13 protein-coding genes are annotated in these 17,285 nt (G+C 62.0%); 7 read left to right on the top strand and 6 right to left on the bottom strand.

Annotation, left to right across the window (positions count from 1 at the left end):
- Nucleotides 1–64: 64 nt before the first annotated feature.
- The 6 genes from H7692_RS13865 (at nt 65) to H7692_RS13840 (ending at nt 9,194) form a co-directional block, all read left to right on the top strand.
- Nucleotides 65–2,017 (top strand): ribonucleoside-diphosphate reductase subunit alpha, encoded by a 1,953-nt coding sequence (locus H7692_RS13865; protein ID WP_227340377.1) that lies wholly within the window; start codon nt 65–67, stop codon nt 2,015–2,017.
- 213 nt (nt 2,018–2,230) lie between these two features.
- Nucleotides 2,231–3,463 (top strand): site-specific integrase, encoded by a 1,233-nt coding sequence (locus H7692_RS13860; protein ID WP_227340376.1) that lies wholly within the window; start codon nt 2,231–2,233, stop codon nt 3,461–3,463.
- Between the two features lie 123 nt (nt 3,464–3,586).
- A complete protein-coding gene (locus H7692_RS13855; protein WP_227340375.1) occupies nt 3,587–5,029 on the top strand; it encodes a tyrosine-type recombinase/integrase in 1,443 nt (480 codons plus the stop codon).
- Nucleotides 5,026–7,161 (top strand): hypothetical protein, encoded by a 2,136-nt coding sequence (locus tag H7692_RS13850; RefSeq protein ID WP_227340374.1) that lies wholly within the window; start codon nt 5,026–5,028, stop codon nt 7,159–7,161. Before H7692_RS13855 ends, H7692_RS13850 begins: the two co-directional genes overlap by 4 nt.
- A gap of 17 nt (nt 7,162–7,178) precedes the next feature.
- Nucleotides 7,179–7,601: a hypothetical protein gene (locus tag H7692_RS13845; protein ID WP_227340373.1), complete on the top strand. Its 423-nt coding sequence runs from the start codon at nt 7,179–7,181 to the stop codon at nt 7,599–7,601.
- Between the two features lie 1,191 nt (nt 7,602–8,792).
- Nucleotides 8,793–9,194 carry an antitoxin Xre/MbcA/ParS toxin-binding domain-containing protein gene (locus H7692_RS13840; RefSeq protein ID WP_227340372.1) on the top strand — a complete coding sequence of 134 codons (402 nt, stop codon included), beginning with the start codon at nt 8,793–8,795 and terminating at the stop codon, nt 9,192–9,194.
- A gap of 165 nt (nt 9,195–9,359) precedes the next feature.
- Here the strand turns inward: H7692_RS13840 and H7692_RS13835 are convergent, their stop codons facing one another.
- The 4 genes from H7692_RS13835 to H7692_RS13820 form a co-directional block, all read right to left on the bottom strand.
- Nucleotides 9,360–9,563 carry an MbcA/ParS/Xre antitoxin family protein gene (locus tag H7692_RS13835; protein ID WP_227340371.1) on the bottom strand — a complete coding sequence of 68 codons (204 nt, stop codon included), beginning with the start codon at nt 9,561–9,563 and terminating at the stop codon, nt 9,360–9,362.
- A gap of 210 nt (nt 9,564–9,773) precedes the next feature.
- Nucleotides 9,774–12,983, bottom strand: a complete 3,210-nt coding sequence (locus H7692_RS13830) for an error-prone DNA polymerase (protein WP_227340370.1) — start codon at nt 12,981–12,983, stop codon at nt 9,774–9,776.
- A complete protein-coding gene (locus H7692_RS13825; protein ID WP_319796430.1) occupies nt 12,980–14,797 on the bottom strand; it encodes a DUF6504 family protein in 1,818 nt (605 codons plus the stop codon). Before H7692_RS13825 ends, H7692_RS13830 begins: the two co-directional genes overlap by 4 nt.
- Nucleotides 14,706–15,488: an ImuA family protein gene (locus H7692_RS13820; protein ID WP_227340369.1), complete on the bottom strand. Its 783-nt coding sequence runs from the start codon at nt 15,486–15,488 to the stop codon at nt 14,706–14,708. Before H7692_RS13820 ends, H7692_RS13825 begins: the two co-directional genes overlap by 92 nt.
- Nucleotides 15,489–15,618: 130 nt before the next feature.
- On the opposite strand from H7692_RS13820, the gene H7692_RS13815 reads away from it, so the two are divergent.
- Nucleotides 15,619–16,239 (top strand): TIGR02281 family clan AA aspartic protease, encoded by a 621-nt coding sequence (locus H7692_RS13815; RefSeq protein ID WP_227340368.1) that lies wholly within the window; start codon nt 15,619–15,621, stop codon nt 16,237–16,239.
- Here the strand turns inward: H7692_RS13815 and H7692_RS13810 are convergent.
- Together H7692_RS13810 and H7692_RS13805 are read right to left on the bottom strand one after the other, a co-directional pair.
- Nucleotides 16,236–16,670: a DUF1810 domain-containing protein gene (locus H7692_RS13810; RefSeq protein ID WP_227340367.1), complete on the bottom strand. Its 435-nt coding sequence runs from the start codon at nt 16,668–16,670 to the stop codon at nt 16,236–16,238. The two genes, H7692_RS13815 and H7692_RS13810, sit on opposite strands and share 4 nt — an antisense overlap.
- Nucleotides 16,667–17,284 (bottom strand): SOS response-associated peptidase, encoded by a 618-nt coding sequence (locus tag H7692_RS13805; RefSeq protein ID WP_227340366.1) that lies wholly within the window; start codon nt 17,282–17,284, stop codon nt 16,667–16,669. The genes H7692_RS13810 and H7692_RS13805 overlap by 4 nt, the downstream gene beginning before the upstream one ends.
- Between the last annotated feature and the right edge of the window lies 1 nt (nt 17,285).

Raw genomic sequence — 17,285 nt, 5'->3', positions numbered from 1 at the left:
CCCCGAGTCGAACAGGACGGGAACAAAGCGCCGTACGGCGCGTGTGAAAACGGGGGCGAGTTAGATGGATTTTCGCGAGACGGACCGGGTGGAGACAAACGACGTGGCGACGGTGGAATTGACGAAGAATGACGCTCCGGCGGCAACCGAATCGGCGGATGCGGCCCGAAGCGATTCGCCTGCGCCAGCGAAGCTCAACGACAGCGGCGAGGCCAAGGTTCACGCGCGCCGATTCGACGTCGTGACCGACGCGAGCCGCGACGCGCTGCTCACCGAATTCGGCAAGGAAACGCTGCAGGACCGCTACCTCCTGCCCGGCGAATCGTACCAGGATCTCTTTGCGCGCGTCGCCGCGGCCTATGCCGACGACCAGGATCACGCACAGCGCCTCTATGATTATATCTCGAAGCTGTGGTTCATGCCCGCGACGCCCGTGCTGTCGAACGGCGGCACCGGCCGCGGCCTGCCGATCAGCTGCTATCTGAACTCGGTCGACGACAGCCTCGAGGGCATCGTCGGCACGTGGAACGAGAATGTCTGGCTCGCCAGCCGCGGCGGCGGCATCGGCACCTATTGGGGTGCGGTGCGCGGCATCGGCGAACCCGTCGGCCTCAACGGCAAGACGAGCGGCATCATCCCCTTCGTCCGCGTGATGGACAGCCTGACCCTCGCGATCAGCCAGGGCAGCCTGCGCCGCGGTTCGGCCGCCTGCTACCTCGACATCTCGCACCCGGAGATCGAGGAGTTTCTCGAGGTGCGCAAGCCGTCGGGCGATTTCAACCGCAAGGCGCTCAACCTCCACCACGGCGTGCTCATCACCGACGAGTTCATGGAAGCGGTGCGCGACGGCACCGAATTCAACCTCAAATCGCCAAAGGACGGCAGCGTCCGCAGCACGGTCGACGCGCGCAGCCTGTTCCAGAAGCTCGTCGAAACGCGCCTCGCGACCGGCGAGCCCTACATCATCTTCATCGACCAGGTGAACCGCATGATGCCCAAGCATCATCGCGATCTCGGGCTCAAGGTCACGACCTCGAACCTCTGCTCCGAAATCACGCTGCCCACCGGTCGCGACCATCTGGGCAATGACCGCACCGCGGTCTGCTGCCTCTCGAGCCTCAATCTCGAAACCTGGGACGAGTGGAACGGCGACAAGCGCTTCATCGAAGACGTCATGCGCATGCTCGACAATGTCCTGCAGGATTATATCGACCGCGCCCCGCCCGAAATGGCGCGCGCCAAGTACAGCGCGAGCCGCGAGCGCAGCGTCGGCCTCGGCGTCATGGGCTTCCACAGCTTCCTGCAGGCGCGCGGCCTGCCGTTCGAGGGGGCGATGGCGAAATCGTCGAACCTGCGCGTCTTCAAGCATATCCGCGCGCAGGTCGATCAGGCGTCGATGCTGCTCGCCAAGGAGCGCGGCCCCTGCCCCGACGCCGCCGATCAGGGGGTGATGGAGCGTTTCAGCTGCAAGATGGCGATCGCGCCGACCGCGTCGATTTCGATCATCTGCGGCGGCACCAGCGCGTGCATCGAGCCGATCCCGGCGAATATCTATACGCACAAGACGCTCTCGGGCAGCTTCTCGATCCGCAACCCGCACTTGGAAGCCCTGCTCGTCGACAAGGCGAAGAACAGCGACGCGGTGTGGAACTCGATCCTCGAACGCGGCGGCAGCGTCCAGCACCTCGACTTCCTGACGCAGGACGAGAAGGATTGCTTCAAGACCAGCTTCGAGATCGATCAGCGCTGGCTGCTCGAACTCGCCGCCGACCGCACGCCGTACATCGATCAGGCCGCATCGCTGAACCTGTTCATCCCCGCGGACGTCGAGAAATGGGACCTGCTCATGCTCCATTATCGCGCGTGGGAACTCGGCATCAAATCGCTCTATTACCTGCGCAGCAAGTCGGTCCAGCGCGCCGGCTTTGCGGGCGGGGTCGAAGCCGACAACACGTCGGAGGCGCCGAAATACGAGCTGCAGACGACCGATTACGACGAATGCCTGGCCTGCCAGTAGCAGGACGCTACACAGAAGCGTAAACATACTCTTATCGAGAGACATGAAAAGATAGGGAAATCATAGGCTTGGTGAAATATATTCGTTGCAAGCGACGTAAATCACCCTATTTAGCGCACCCGTTGTTATTTGGACGGCGGGAAAAGCGTAAACATGTTGTCGTTTCGGGTGCGCCGCTTCAAGGGTCAATCGAGAGGCCGTAAGGGTGAGGACGTGATCGTCCTCACCGACCTTCATGGGTCCCCTGCGCCGCATTATCATCCGAATCTCTATGCGGTTTCCGAATACCGCCAGGTCGGGAGATCGGCCCACACCATTGAAAAAGTGCTAAGAGCGATCGGCATGGCCAAATCATGGGCCGAGATGCGCGGACGCGACCTCGACCAAGACCTGACGGCCGGTTCGTTCTTGGACGGATCCGATGCGCTCGACCTAGTGCGATTTCTGAGCCTCAATGCCGCAGACCAGCATGTCGAGCGTGAATCAGCCAAGCCCGAATCTAAAGTCGTGTCGTTCGCGGCGAGACGGAACAAAGAGGATCAGAGCGACACTCCCTATGGCGCGGTCCCCACAGCCGAAGTCGGCAATCGCATCCGTTGGGTAGCGAACTATATTGAGTGGCATCGCGGCCGCCGCTTCGACGGCCGAGACCTAGCCGAAGCCGAAACCCAACTTAACGCGTCCGCACACAACTTGGTGAGCAATTTAAAAGGCAAGGCGCCCGGCAACCATTCGCGCTGGCATGATGACGAACTGCTCGAGGCACCCGATCCGGATGTCCTGCAGCACATTGACGAAATTCTCACCCCGGGTTCTAGCACGAATCCGTTTCGATCGGAATTCGTCCAGTGGCGAAACTATCTCGCTTGGCGCTTGCTGTTCGATACGGGAGCGCGTCGGAGCGAAGTTACGACAGCCGCCACAGATAGCGTGATTGGAGCGAAGAATCGTTTTCAGATCCGCGAGTCGAAGACCATCGCGCGCACCGTCCCGATCATCAAAAAGACGGCGGATGTGTTCGATCATTTCTTCATGACCTACTGGCTGAACATGCCGAGCGGCTGCGAAGCGCATCGTACGGGAGCCCTTTTCACCGACAAGGCAGGGAGCCCGCTCACAAGCGGCAAGTTTCTGAACCGCATCTTCCTGACAGTTCGCCCGATGCTCGGCTCACAGCCATGGCAGCTAACTCCACATACGATGCGCCGTGCCTGGAATCACATTTTGAGCCTTAAGCTTGATCGCCTACCCAAGGATCAGCGTTTTTCCGCTGAAAAGGAGGCGCAGATGCGCATACGCCTTATGGGGTGGTCCGAGAACTCCCGCCAACCTGCCCGATATAACCGCCGCCATATTCGCGAGAGCGCCGACCGGATCGCCCAAGAAATGATGGACGAAATTAATCCAAACGGCGTCCTTTCGGAGGAAAGCCGAAATGATCAGTAAACCGAGCAAGGCATCACACTCGCGGCAACGTCTTAGCAATAGGATTGCGCATTTCGAATGAAACCCCATTGCAAGAAATCATCACGCTGGGTCCGCGCGCAAACTCTTCAACAAGGTAGGTAAATGGCCAGTCGCCTCGATCTAGAATCTGATCGCTTTCGTGAAATCCGACTCTTAGATGGACGCTGGGTTACTGCGGATCTTTACGGCCAGACCAAAATCAGCAGCGACATACGATCATGCTGCCTCGATTTTTCGTGGCGGCGCGTCGGCGTCATTTGGCACAATTCGGCAGTTGAAATTCTGGTGGGGCTACTTTCGACGCATTCCCCTGTCTATGCGCATAATTGCGCTCACTTTTTCGGCGTTTTGGCTGAGAGACTCAATTTGCTGGCCCCGCCGGCCATCTTGACGCTGCAAGACCTCGAAGACTTTCCCGAACATCAACCTATATCGGGCTGGCCCTTCGTCCAAGCAATCCTCGGCCAGTGGGTGGATCGAGGTCTGCCGGGACTAGAACCCAAAATTGGAAACTTTCTGCAGCAGCCGGAAAAATGGGAAGAGAAGGGGAATGGCCAATATTTTGCGCTTGTGGCCAATGACCCCAAGCGTGGATCGCTCACCGAACAGGAATTGCGTAACGTTTATGGCGCTCTGAACAAAGCCTATGCCCAAGGGCAAATCAGTACGAAGGATTGGGCTCTCGCATCCTTCCTGCTGGGCACAGGCGTCCGGCCCGTACAAATTGCTCGCGCGACCAGAGGGGACATTATTGAAACGACAGGCCCCGAAGGCAAGGAACTCACGTTGCTGATTACCATTGCGAAAACCCGCGAAGCAAAAAAGGAAACGCGGTGGCGACGAAAATGCCAGACCCAGCTAGCCGAGGTGCTACAGAAATATCTGCAAACACCAAAGATGAAGGGCGCCTCGCCACTTACTCCCCTATTCTTCAACAGCTCGCAAGTGGTGTCACAGCGCTTGACCGCAATCTTCAATGCGCTGGAAACATATTCCGATCGACTGGGCGGTCCAATTCCGCTTTTCCCTTACCGTTTCCGTTATACGATGGGAACGCGCGCGATCGCTCTGGGTGCTAGAGACGAAGAAGTAGCGCGTCTTCTCACGCATACGTCTCTCCATTGTGTCCGCTACTACCGCGCAGCCATGCCGTCGCTCCAAGACCCGATCCGGGAATTGATCGGTGATGAAATGCGCGTATTCGCCCAAGCCTTCAAAGGCCGGTTGATCGACAGTCTTCGCGACGCGACGCGCAAGAACGACGACAGCGCGCTGATAACTGCCTATGAACATCTCAATGGCGCAGATCTCGGAGCCTGCGGAACGCACGCCAAATGTTATCAAGACGCGCCGAGGAGTTGCCTCACCTGCGACCGATTCGAACCATTCCGTGAAGCGCCATGGGAGGAATTGCGCGCCGTTTTGATCGCAGATCGAGACAGCGAGACCGCCGAGCGAATCAAGAACATCACGCAAGAGCAGATCGACGCCATCGACAGCATCGTAACCGAGCGCGACGCCATGTCCGCAAGGATGGCGCTGTGACAGCAATGATCGTCCCCTACATCGGCCGCGCGGAAATCAATGCGTGCCAGAATTTAGCGGCCTATATCGAACATGCGCGTAGCTATCGCTTCTTCCACGGAGCTCATGCTGTAGATTGGGACGACAACAGCTGGGACCTGCGCCCTTTTTTCATCAAGGCATCGTCGACGTCTGCTGGCCTCGCCGCGCATTTCACCAATCTGGAAACGACGCGAAGAGGGCCTCGCTCGAAGGAGGCCATTGACCTCGAAGAGCCCTTCCTGAGTGCTGCGAAGGCCCTCACGACCGACTTTCTGCGCACGTCCGGTGAGAATAGTGCAAGCGGAGTAGTCGCGACGCTTCGCACGATCGAAAAGGCATTTCGCGACCTCGGCAGGCATCCTGACATCCGCCATCTCACGGCGTCCATACTGGACAGAGCCCAGGAGATCATTGTCGAGACCTACCAAGACGGCTGGAAATATGGGCGCCTGCTTGAGCGGATCGCACTCGATTATGTCAACCAAGCGCGGATCGCGGAAATCCAGATTGTCTGGCGCACTTCCATTCAGTACCGGGCGCCGGCACGCAACGACCGGGTCAATCAGGAAGGCGCCCGCGGCAATTCGGCAAAGTTGCCCAATATCCACGCGATCTTCGAGTTGGCGGGCGTATTCCATAACAGCAGCTATGTCCCAGACGTGATCGCCAGTAGCTGGTTCGCGCTAGCGATGTTTGCCCCGTCGCGCGTGACCGAGATTTTGGGTCTACCCATTGACTGCGAAACGGAGATGGACGGCCGCTATGGGCTGAGTTGGCGACCGCTCAAAGGCGGCGACGCGATGACGAAATTCGCGGCCAGCGACGACAACGCCGAAATCGCGAAACTCGCCATCCGCAAACTGCTGGCTATTGGCGAGAAATCTCGCATCGCGCACAAATGGTACGAAGAAAACGCCGGACAGCTCTACCTCCCGCCCGGCTTCGAACATCTGCGCGGCGAACCGATCACCCAATGGGAGGCCGCACAGATTATCGGGCGAACGAAGCCGATCACGCAGGGGCAAGCCATCGATAAAGCGCTCGAGCGATGCGGTACGACGCGGGACGTTTCGCGCGGACGCCCCGACCGCCAGGCCGGTCAATATTCTGTCCTCATCACCTTCGAGTCGCTGGAGCGCTATGTGATCGGCGCGCTTCCGCCGACCTTCCCTTACATTGATCCTCGCAATGCACTGCCGGGGAGCCGGGCCCTTTTCTGCATGCCGGATGAGATTATGCGGGGCGCGGCCGAGCCCCAGCACTATATTCCGCGCTATCTTACCTATGCACAGATCAAGCACGAGCTGGGGTCGAAGCCGACAGGGAAAACGATCTTTTCGCGCAACAATCTCTTCAATCCGGAAACCGGCGAGCCTTGGCGCCTCAACACCCATCAGCCGCGCCATCTCCTGAACACGCTGGCCCAATCCAAGCATCTGTCGCAGGAACTCATCGCCTTTTGGTCGGGGCGCAAGAGCGTCAGTCAGAATGCCTCCTATAATCATGTACCGCAGGAGACCTATATCGAGGCCTTCGTGTTTCTCGATGAGGCTGCACCGACCAACCTGAAAGTCGTGGGTCCGCTCGCAGACAAGATCGACGATCGCGTCCGCAAGGAGTCGATAACGCGCGAAACGGCATTGAAACTCGAAGTCGGCTCCACGATCACGACCCGCTTCGGCCTTTGTCGTCACGATTATTCGCTCATGCCCTGCCCCAAGGACAAAGACTGTATCCGCTGCGGAGAAAATACGTTCATCAAGGGCAGTTCGAAGCATGTCGAAGAAGCGCAGCTTCAGCTCTCGATCTCGACGAAAGCTGCAGAGCAAGCCCGGGCCGCGCTGGATGCCGGCCGATTTGGCGCGCAGCGCTGGGTGACCCTCCACGAGGAAAAAGCCAATCGCTGGCGGCTGGCGCTCCAACATCTGACCGACCCGCAGATCGACGATGGCACTTTGATCACCTTGCCGGCCGTCCTCAACCCTCAGACTCGGTCCGGTTTGGCAGCCGCCGTGCGCGAGGCCGAATTTCGACCGGACGAGGTCGACGGCTCCAGCGACGAGCTCCTAGCGACCTTTGATCAGCTATGGTCCGACGAGGCAGAGCTGTAATGTCTAGCGCACCGCGATTGACCGACAGCGACATCGACAAGGCGATCGAGCTTCTTAGTGGCTGGACCGGCAAGCTAACGTGGCGGGCCTATCTTGTTATCCTGGCGATGGAACTGCCGCACGGCCATGTCTACAGCAAGGTCGCCATGCTCAAACAGCCGCGCATCAAAGACGCGTGGAATATTGCGCGAGCGCGTCTGGCGGATGATACGAAAGACGCTGGCGAAAAGCGCTACGGAAGCTCGGCCGTGGGCGCACTACGGCGAAAACTTGACGAGACGCGCGAAGAACTCCGAGCGAGCAAGGCGCTCAATAACGAGCTGCTCGAACAATTTCAGCGTTGGCAATTCAATGCTGAACGACATCGTTTGAAGCTCTCGCAGTTAGATGCCCCCCTCGTCGATCCGCGTGCTCCCGCGGAGAAAAAGATACCCTACTGAAGGAACCAATCCAAAGCTTTAGCTCCGGGGACCGCTTACAGCGCGTCATGCATGTCGCCTGTATTGCATCTTCGGACATCTAGGAGGCGCAAGCGGTAGAACGATAACGGTCATTATCGTCCTATCTCCGCTGGACCATATTTGGGTCCCAAATCGCCCGTTCGAAACGATCCCCGAATTAGATCACGATAGCGGCGCATCCGTAGATCAATTCGGCCTAATTCGGCCCCGAGATGCCCCGTTCGCATTTGAAAATCTCAAATAATATCATTTATAACAACAAGTTGTAGAAAAACCGATCGCGTCCGATCAAATGGGACAAAATGGCTACCTGAAGAATAAAATCAGCCATTCTTGGGAAATTTTCGAGAGTGTCTTGCGCTCGCTTCCCGGTTCTGCGACCACTGTGCCACCGCTGGTCTGTCCCGGCGGTGGGGCGTGGAAACCCCTTCTGTGACACCTGGCCGATGTTTATCGGCCGGGTGGCATGCGCGCATGTCCAGCCGGCGACGGTAAAGGCGTATGCGCCTGTGTCACAGCAGGTTTCCAACACCCGGCTTTGCCGGTCCGCCCCAAACATGGAGGACCGGCATGCTTCGATATTTATTCTACAAACCCATTCCGATAGCGGAGCTCGAAGCGGAACTGCTGTCCTTCGCTCGCCTCGTGGCCGACGACGGGTACGACACCATATCGGGCATGGTTGTGGTTGTGCATCCAACACTATGCGGCGAGCCTTATGAACTCCGATGGAGAGGCTCCGATGTCCCGACTACTGCGGTTCATTTCGAAAGTCGTTTGGCGAGCCCTAAACCGACAAAATCTCAGCCGAGGTCCGCTCGCGAACGAGATCGCGCTGACAGCGATGACTAATCGGAATACCTTCCAAGCAATCGTAAGAGGCGACTTGGGCGAAAGAGCCGCACCGGCGATTGAGCCACTGTCATTAAAGGGATGAGCGATGAAAATTCCGCCCCGTAAGCGAAAGACGGCATTCTCCTCATTGCGCCGAATAACCCAGCGGTTGGGACTGCCTTTCAACGTGCGTCGCCAGGAATACCCGCCGTTCGGTGAACTCGGTCCGACTGAAAAACCGTGATGGGGCGCTTGGCTCTCCAGTGCCAAACTAGCTTGGGCGCCGACTTACTGCCGCCTCCCGCAATCTAGGATTTCATCTTGGGGTGGAACTCGATGTATCCCACGACGAAGATCGACCCTGGTCGACATGGACCGGCGGGCCTGCGTACCTTCCTCAACATCGCCGAGCTTTGGACGTTGGACTTGGAGGAGCAGATGGCTCTGCTCGGCATCCAAGATCTCGCTGTCTTCAATGACTGGAGAGTTCGCGCGCAAGCCCACGATGCCGTGGCGATCCCAATGGACGTAATAGAACGGATCGGTTGCGTACTGTCGATCTACGCTTCGCTCGTAACGCTCTTTCCCGAGGAGCGAACCAGCGACTGGCTGCGCGCTCCGAACGCGAATGCGTTGTTCCAAGGTAGCAGTGCTTTGACGAAAATGACCAACGGCGATTTCGACGACCTTCGCAAGGTCGTCAGCTACCTTTTGGGCCAGATTTATGGCCGATGGTGAAGTGGCTTCGAATTCCCAGCTTAACCGCCAGGGACATCCTCATTTAGTGCCATCTGCCTCTCCTTAGTTCTTGCTGCTTAACATATTCTCTTCGGTATTACCTAGTGCAAAGGCCGACTCTGTTATGATCGGCACGCCCCGTCCCGAGCGACCCAGCGCATGCATTCACACGTAAACGCCATGTTCCATCTGCATCAAATATTCTTCGACTAGGCGAGTGCCTGCAATCGTTCGGACAAGCTTCGCGGGGATTTGTCCATTAAGTCCAATTGCGGGTTGACGCATCCAATCCTTGGCTGCGTTCTCACTGCCGAGAACACCTGCAGCAAGGCTAACGATCTCATCGCGGCGATCTTTCGCGGACGGCATTTCCCGGTCTCCTGCGACTAGAATGTGGCATTCGCAGATCGACGTCAACGCTCGAGTTTAAGCGAATATTGCCCACTTTGGCCGGTTTCCCTTGGCGATAAACTCCGTGATTTGCGTATGAAAACTGCCGAACCTGTTCAAGAATGGCCGATCCCGTGGCCGATCTCAATCAGGTGAAGTGGGGTTGGTCGAGGCACATTTTTCGATCGTTCAATGGAAATCATGGCTTCGGATGCGAAGCGGCACGTCTCGCGAGTCCGGCCTTCCCCCGTTCCGCGCGCCATCGCCGCGTCCCGGCGCTATCGATACATCGCCCTGCGCGATCGCGCGCAGCATCGCGTCATGGTCGATGATCCGGTCGCAGATGATGTGAATGACCTCGCCTTCCTTCTGCAGCCGTCCGCGCATCGCGATCATCGAGGCCGACATCACCGCGCGGCGATAGATATCGAAACGATCGGGCCAGAGGATGCCGTTCGCGATGCCCGTTTCGTCCTCGATCGTCACGAAGAGCACGCCCTTGGCCGAGCCGGGACGCTGGCGGACAAGGATGACGCCCGCGACCTCGATATTCCGCCCGTCGCGAATATGCGGGAGGTCCGCGCAGCGGATGATCCCCATGGCATCAAGCTCGTCGCGCAGAAAGCTCAGCGGATGCGCGCGCAGCGATAGCTGCAGCGTGCGATAATCCTCCACCACCTCGCGCCCCTCGGTCATCGGCCGGAGCGCGGTCGCGGGTTCGAGCCCCTCGGGCGAGAAGCAGGCCTCGCGGGCATCCGCCGCCGCGAAGAGCGGCAGCGGCGCTTCGTCCAGCCCCCGTACCTTCCACAAGCCCTGCCGCCTGTCCTCGGATAGGCAGGCGAAGCCGTCGGCCTCGGCGATCCGTTCGATCGCGGCGCGCGGCACGCCCGCGCGTCGCCAGACATCCTCGACGCAGTCGTAGGGCAAATCCCCCCTCGCCCCGACGATCGCAGCGCCATGGATATTGGCGAGCGAGCGCACTTGGCGAAAGCCGAGGCGCACCGCGAGATAGCGCCCGCCGATCTCCTCCAGCGTGCAATCCCAATGGCTGTCGTTGATCGAGACCGGGCGCACCTCGACACCATGATTGCGGGCATCGCGCACAATCTGCGCGGGCGCATAGAAGCCCATCGGCTGCGCATTGAGCAGGGCGGCACAGAAGACGTCGGGATGATGATGCTTCATCCAGCAGGACGCATAGGCGATCTTGGCGAAGGACGCGGCATGGCTCTCTGGAAAGCCGTAGGAGCCGAAGCCCTCGATCTGCTTGAAGGTGCGCTCGGCAAAATCCTTGGGGTAGCCGCGTTCGACCATGCCGCCGACGAGCTTGTCGTAGAAATGCGATACGCCGCCGGTCAGTTTGAAGGTCGCCATCGCCCGCCGCAATTGATCGGCCTCGGCCGGGGTGAAGCCCGCGCCGACGATCGCGACCTTCATCGCCTGTTCCTGGAAGAGCGGGACGCCGAGCGTCTTCTCGAGCACCGCGCGAAGCTCGGGCTTCGGATATTCGGGCTTCTCCTTGCCCTCGCGGCGGCGAAGATAGGGATGGACCATATCGCCCTGGATCGGGCCGGGGCGGACAATCGCGACCTCGATCACCAGGTCGTAGAAGCATTTGGGTTTGATGCGCGGGAGCATCGACATTTGCGCCCGGCTCTCGATCTGGAAGACGCCCAGCGTATCGGCCTTCTGGATCATTGCATAAACGGCAGGATCGTCATCCTGCAGGTCGGCCATGCCGACATCGACGCCCTTATGCTCGCGCAGCAGGTTGAAAGCACGGTTCATGCAGCCGAGCATGCCGAGCCCCAGCACGTCGACCTTCATGAACTTGAGGACGTCGATATCGTCCTTGTCCCATTCGATGATCTGCCGGTCTTCCATGCGCGCGGGCTCGATCGGAACGAGATCGTCGAGCCGCTCTTCGGTTAGCACGAAACCGCCCGGATGCTGCGACAATTGGCGCGGTGTTCCAATCAGTTGGCGTGCGAGATCGAGAGTTAGTCTGAGCCGATGATCGTCGGCATTCAAATTGAGGCTCGCAATCTGTTTGTCGGGAATGCCGTCTACCGACCAGCCCCATACGAGGCCGGTGAGCATCTTGGTGAGGTCGCGCGGCAGTCCGAGCGCCTTCCCCACCTCGGCCACGGCGCCGCGCGTCCGGTAGCGCGTGACAACGGCGGTCAGCGCGGAGCGATGACGGCCGTAGGTCTCGTAGATCCACTGGATGATTTCCTCGCGCCGCTCATGCTCGAAGTCGACGTCGATATCGGGCGGCTCCTTGCGTTCGCCCGACACGAAGCGCTCGAAGAGCAGCTCATGCTTGATCGGATCGATCGAGGTGACACCGAGGAGGAAACAGACGCAGCTGTTCGCCGCGCTCCCCCGACCCTGGCACAGGATCCCGCGCCGTCGGCTCTCCGCGACGATCGAATTGACCGTCAGGAAATAGGGCGCGTAGCCCAGCTCGCCGATCAGCCGCAGCTCATGATCGATCTGTTTCCGATAGGCCGACGGCACGCCGCCCGGAAACATGCGCGCGGCGCCCTCCTCGGTGAGCGCTGCGAGCGCTTCCTGCGCGCTGCGCCCCGCCATCACTTCCTCATAGGGATATTGGTAGCGGATCTCGGCAAGGTCGAAGCGGCATGCCGCCGCGATATCGGCGCTCGCCTGGATCGCGTCAGGAAAGAGCATGAAACGCCGCTCCATCTCGGCGGGAGACTTCAAGGCGCGGTCCATGAAGCGCTCGCGCTTGAACCCCAGGGCATCGACGGTGGTCTTCTCGCGGATCGCTGTCAGCACATCCTGCAGCGGGCGGCGTTCGGGCGCATGGTAGAGGATGTCGCCACAAGCCACGCGGCGCACGCCCGCGTCGCGTCCCAATGCGTCGAGCGCGCGCAGCCGCGCGAAATCCCCGGGCCGGCGCCGGAGCGACAGCGCCAGATAGGCGTCGTGGCCGAACGTCTCGCGGAGTTCGTCTAGGTCGAGCCGCGTCCGCTCATCGGCCATGTCGGGGACGAGGACCGCGACGAGGCCATCGGACCATGAAGCGACATCAGCCCAGTCGAGCCAGCAATTACCTTTGCCGCCGCGCGCCTTACCGAGCGACAGGAGGCGCGTGAGCCGCGACCAAGCGGCGCGGTCTTTCGGATAGAGGAGGAGCGAACGGCCATCGCGAAGATCGACACGCGAGCCGGGAATCAGCCGCACACCCGTCGCTTCCTGCCCCGAGAGGCCGCGGACCATGCCGGCGACACTGCCGCGATCGCAAAGCCCGAGCGCCGAATGGCCGAGCAGCGCCGCGCTCGCGAACAATTCTTCGGGCGAAGAGGCTCCCCGCAGAAAGGAGAAATGGCTCGTCGTCTGCAGTTCGACATAGGTGGTGAGCTGCGCTGTCATCCGAAGACGCCGTGCATGTACCAGCTCAAATCGCCGGTATTGTCAGTGATCGCGTCACCGCGGCGGAACAGCCAGAAGCGCTCGCCGCTTTCGGCCTCGACCCGGAAATAGTCGCGGACCGCCCACATCTCGCCGGCGCGCCGCCACCATTCGCCATGGATGCGCTCGGGCCCGTCGCCGGCGACGACGCGGTAACTCCGTCCGCGCCACGCGAAGCGCCGCGGCGGATGGTCGGGGAGCAGCGCGACGACCCCCGAGAGCGCCTCGGGCCGGCCCAGCATCCGGATCGGGCGCGGCCAGCCGGGCCAGCCGACAGGCTTGGCCAGCGGGCCGACGCGGCCGATCGCGCGCTCGGGCACATCGCTTTCGTGTCCCGAGAGCCGAAACAGCGCCGCCTCGCCAGCGCGGCCCGCTAGCTGGTCGACGAGCGGCGCAATATCGGGCGCGCGCGACTCGTCCGTAAGCCCCGCGCCGATCGCCTCGGGCGCCAGTGCATCGACCTGCGGCGCGGCAAGCTCCATCCTCTCGATCCCGAGCCCGGGCTCGATCCGGTCGATGCGGAGCTTGAAGAGGCGTAGCAAATGCTTGGCGTTGCGCGTCGCCCGCGCCGTCCCGACCGCGACGCGCTGCTCGCGCGCATCGACCCGCTCGCAGCTGAGCACCAGCGTGCGCACGCCAAGACCGCGTTCGTGCAGATCGGCGACAAGATCGCCGACGAGATCGGCGATCACCTGCTCGATCGCTTCGGCGGTCGCGATCGGCTCGACGAGCCGCCGCGAGACAAGAGGCATCTCGAACGGCACGACGGGGACGATCGGCTCGGGCACATGGCCTCGAGCCTGGTCGAGCCGCTCGACGGTGCCGCGCCCGAGCCGGCGCGCGAGCGGTCCGCGCGGCATGGGATAAAGGTCTGCGATGCGCTCAATCCCGAAGCGCGCCGCCGCGGCCAGCGCCTCCGGCGCGAGCCGGAGCGCACGAAGCGGCAACGGCGCAAGCGCCTCCGCTTCCTCCCTTTCCGGCAGAACCAGTGCCGCCGCGTCGCCAAAGCGCGCGAGCGCGTGCGCGGCGCCGGGGGTTCCGGCGATCGCGACACGCGCGGTGAAACCGAGTCGGCGCAGGAACGACACAAGCCGCGAGGCGAAGCGCGCCTCGCCGCCGAAGAGATGCGTCGTGCCGGTAAGGTCGAGCCAGAGCCCGTCGCATCCCGACACCGCCGCGGTCGGCGTCCAGTGCCGCACCGCATGGAGAGCCAGGCGGTCCAGCCACGCCGCATCGGCCTCGGGAGCCGCATCGAGCACCTCGAGATCGGTCACGAGCGCTCGTGCATGCGCTGCCGCCATGCCGGGCGAAAGGCCGAGGTCGAGCGCGAGCGGGCAAGCTGCGGTGACGATATCGCGCTGGCCGGTGCGCGCGACGAGGATCGTCGGGCGCGCGCCCCACTGAACAGGCATTGTAAGCGCGGCACCTATCGCCGGATTTCCATCGTCGCTGCGCGACATGCGAAAGATCGGCGCCGCGGCCTCGCTCCGCCGTCCAAGCTCGCGCATCGGCGGCCGCTGGTGCGCTGGCATCGCGTCGATCGCGGCCCGGTCGGGCCGTGCATGCGCCGACGTTTCCTGCGCCCAGCGCGCGCCCGGTCGCCAACCGCCGCCGCGCGGCACCGAACAGGCTCCGGGGTTATCGTCGATGGGCTCGGGTAGGCGCGGTGCGACCCGCGCGAACTCAGGCGGCGTGCCCGAGCGCGAGATCGGCGCCGCCCGCCGCAATCGCTCGATCGCGAGTTGCGGCAGGAAGAGCGAGGCGACCCTGGTCATCGCACGCCTCCAGTTCGAGGGAAAAAGGCGGCCCGCCGCGCTGGCGGACAAGCTCGACCGACCAGCGCCCGCGCCCGACGCCGGGCATCGACAGCGGCGACGAAGCAAGGCTTCCGATCCGCCAGCGCGTGCAGGCCAGCGAGAGATCGGTGAGCGGGCATTGGCCGTAACGCCGGTAGCGGCGATAAAGCAGCATCGGTGTCTTGCCTTCGGAGGCCGCGAGCTGCAGCCGGCGCGTCGCGGTCTGGTCGGCCGCCTTCACTTCGGCCACCACGCACGCGAGCGCGCCATCGCGAAGCGCATCCTCGCACATCGCAAGCAGTTCCTTGTCGGTCTTCCCCTGCGCATAAAGCACCCGCTCAGGCCCGAGCCCGGCCTGTTCGAGCCCCGGGGCATAAAGATCGAAGCGGGTCAGCGCCCAGAGCGCCGACAGGCCAGGCGCCGCGAAACGCGCGGCGATCCCGGCGGCGAACAAGGTCGCCGCCGCATCGTCGCCCCAGCTCGCCGAGGCGGCCGCAACCTCATGGAGTCCAGCGCCATCGAGCCCGCCGCCGCCGAGAAGATGGTCGAGCGGGCCGACGTCGAACGGCAGCACCGGCCCGCGCACCGACTGGGCGCGTGCCACCGCATCGCGAAGCGATTGAAGCTCCTCGGCGCTTGGCCGGGGCTGCGTGAAAGGCGGTGCGGTCATATCTGGTCCGACTCAAATGTTCCCTATATGTTCCACTCTGCCGGAACCGACGTCAAGCGACCTGCGGCGGGCAGCTGTGGATCATTCAGTGACGCGACACCTTCGCCGCTGTAATCGGGCGGATAAATTCATGCCGATCACCACCGATCTTCCCTGGAATGAGCTCGCGATCTACGCCGTCGGCGCCGCGCTGATTCTCGTCATCCTGTTCAAGATTCCCTATGTCGGGCGCGTCCTTCGCGCGCTTTTCTCCTTCGCGCTGCTCGCTTTCGGCATTTTCCTCGTGCTTCAGCAGGCGCCCTTCGACCCCAATCTCTCGCGAATCACCGCGAACCTCGGTCTCGACAGCCAAGAGATCGTCGGCGACGAAGTCCGCATTCCGATGAGCCGCGACGGGCATTTCTGGGCCGAGGTCGAACTGAACGGAACAAAGCGGCGCATGCTGGTCGACAGCGGGGCCACGATCACCGCGCTGTCCGAGGCGACCGCTACGGCCGCGGGCGTGAAGGCCGATGCCACGCTCGTGCCGCTGCTCATGAAAACCGCGAACGGCACCGTGCGGGCGGATGCCGGCACCGTCGACCGGCTCGAGATCGGCGGCATCGAAGCGCATAAGCTGAAGATCGTGATCTCGCCGGGGCTCGCCGACACCGACGTCCTCGGCATGAACTTCCTCTCACAGCTGCGGTCCTGGCGCGTCGAAGGCCGGACATTGATCCTGACCCCCAAGGCTTCGGACCCGGCGGCCTAGCGAGCGGCGGCGCGCTTCAATCGCGCCAGCGTCCGCTCGTCGCGGACCCCACCGAACCAGCGATCGAGCGCCGCTGCGAACAAGGGGCGATCGCTCGCCGCCTCGAACAGGGTGAGCGAGGAGCGCAGTTTCATCGCGTCGACCTCGCCGAACACGGCGACGGGATCGCTGAGCGTGAGATCCTGGAGCGCCTCAACGCTTTCCCAGTAGCGGCCACCGAGCAGCGGGTGCGCGAGATAGGCGCGCGCCTCGCCGAGATCGGCGATCGCATAACGCTGCGCCATGGCGCTCCGCCCGAGCCCGGCGAGCTGCGGGAAGATGAACCACATCCAGTGCGAGCGCTTCTTGCCGCGCCCGATCTCGCCAAGGGCGCGCGGGTAAAACTCCGCCTGCGCCTCGGCGAAGCGCTGGAGCGCGTCATAATCGCTCACAAGGCAAGCGCTCCCTGCGCCGGCGGTTTGCCATAGACCTGGCGAACCTCGAGGCTGCCTTCGGGAAGCCATTGCAGAATATCGGCGGCGGGCACGCGCGGATCGAGCCAGGCCGCCCACCGATCGCGCGGCAGCGGAATGATCTGACGATGATGATAGGGTGCGATATCGGGACCGGCGTCCATCGTGAGCAGGCTGAAGGCCTCACCGACAAAGGCATCGCGCCAGATCCCCGCCATGCAGAACCAGCGATGATCCTTTATCGTGAAGAGCCACTTATCGAGGCGCTTTTGCGATTTGTCGGTCGGGTCGGTGAATTCATAGAAGCCGTCGCACAGGACGAGGCAGCGCTGCGCGCCAAGATCGCGCCCTTCGGAGCGGATATTGTAGACGGGCTTGTTCCCCTGCCCCGGCCAGCTCCAGCGCCGATTAACGAGCTCGCCGACCGCATCGCCGTCGCTCGCCTTCACGATCGGGGCCATGTCGGTGATTCGGACATCCTCGCGCGCCGGGACGTTCGGCGCGCCCTCGGGCATCTTGATCTTGATCTGGAGGTCGTCGAAATCCTCGGCGATCGAGGCGATGTCGACTTCCAGCCTGTAATCGTTGCACATT

It is taken from the genome of Sphingopyxis sp. P8 (assembly GCF_020622175.1).
GTDB lineage: Bacteria > Pseudomonadota > Alphaproteobacteria > Sphingomonadales > Sphingomonadaceae > Sphingopyxis > Sphingopyxis jiangsuensis.
The sequence above is the reverse complement of the archived record's forward strand: the minus strand, read 5'-3'. Positions and strand labels throughout refer to the sequence as shown.